Genomic DNA, 222 nt, shown 5'->3' with positions numbered 1-222 from the left:
TCAGTCAGGACAATCCTGTTCGATTTATAGATGCTTTTGTTAACAGTATCGATTTAGAGAAAATAGGATTTACACCCAGAGTATTAAAAACCGAAGGTCGCCCAAGTTTTGATACCAAGGTATTTTTAAAAATCTATTTGTATGGCTATTTAAACGGTATTCGTTCCTCGAGACGATTAGAAAAAGAGTGTCTTCGCAATATTGAATTGCAATGGCTTTTAG

At 34.7% G+C, this 222-nt stretch carries 1 protein-coding gene; it reads left to right on the top strand.

The genetic code is table 11. The features are described from left to right. Positions 1-222, top strand: a 222-nt coding sequence (locus tag G6042_RS00055; protein ID WP_169522288.1) for a transposase, incomplete at both ends; no start/stop codon positions are given.

The organism is Flavobacterium solisilvae, assembly GCF_012911605.1.
GTDB classification, from domain to species: Bacteria; Bacteroidota; Bacteroidia; order Flavobacteriales; family Flavobacteriaceae; genus Flavobacterium; species Flavobacterium solisilvae.
This window is presented reverse-complemented; position numbering and strand designations above follow the sequence as displayed.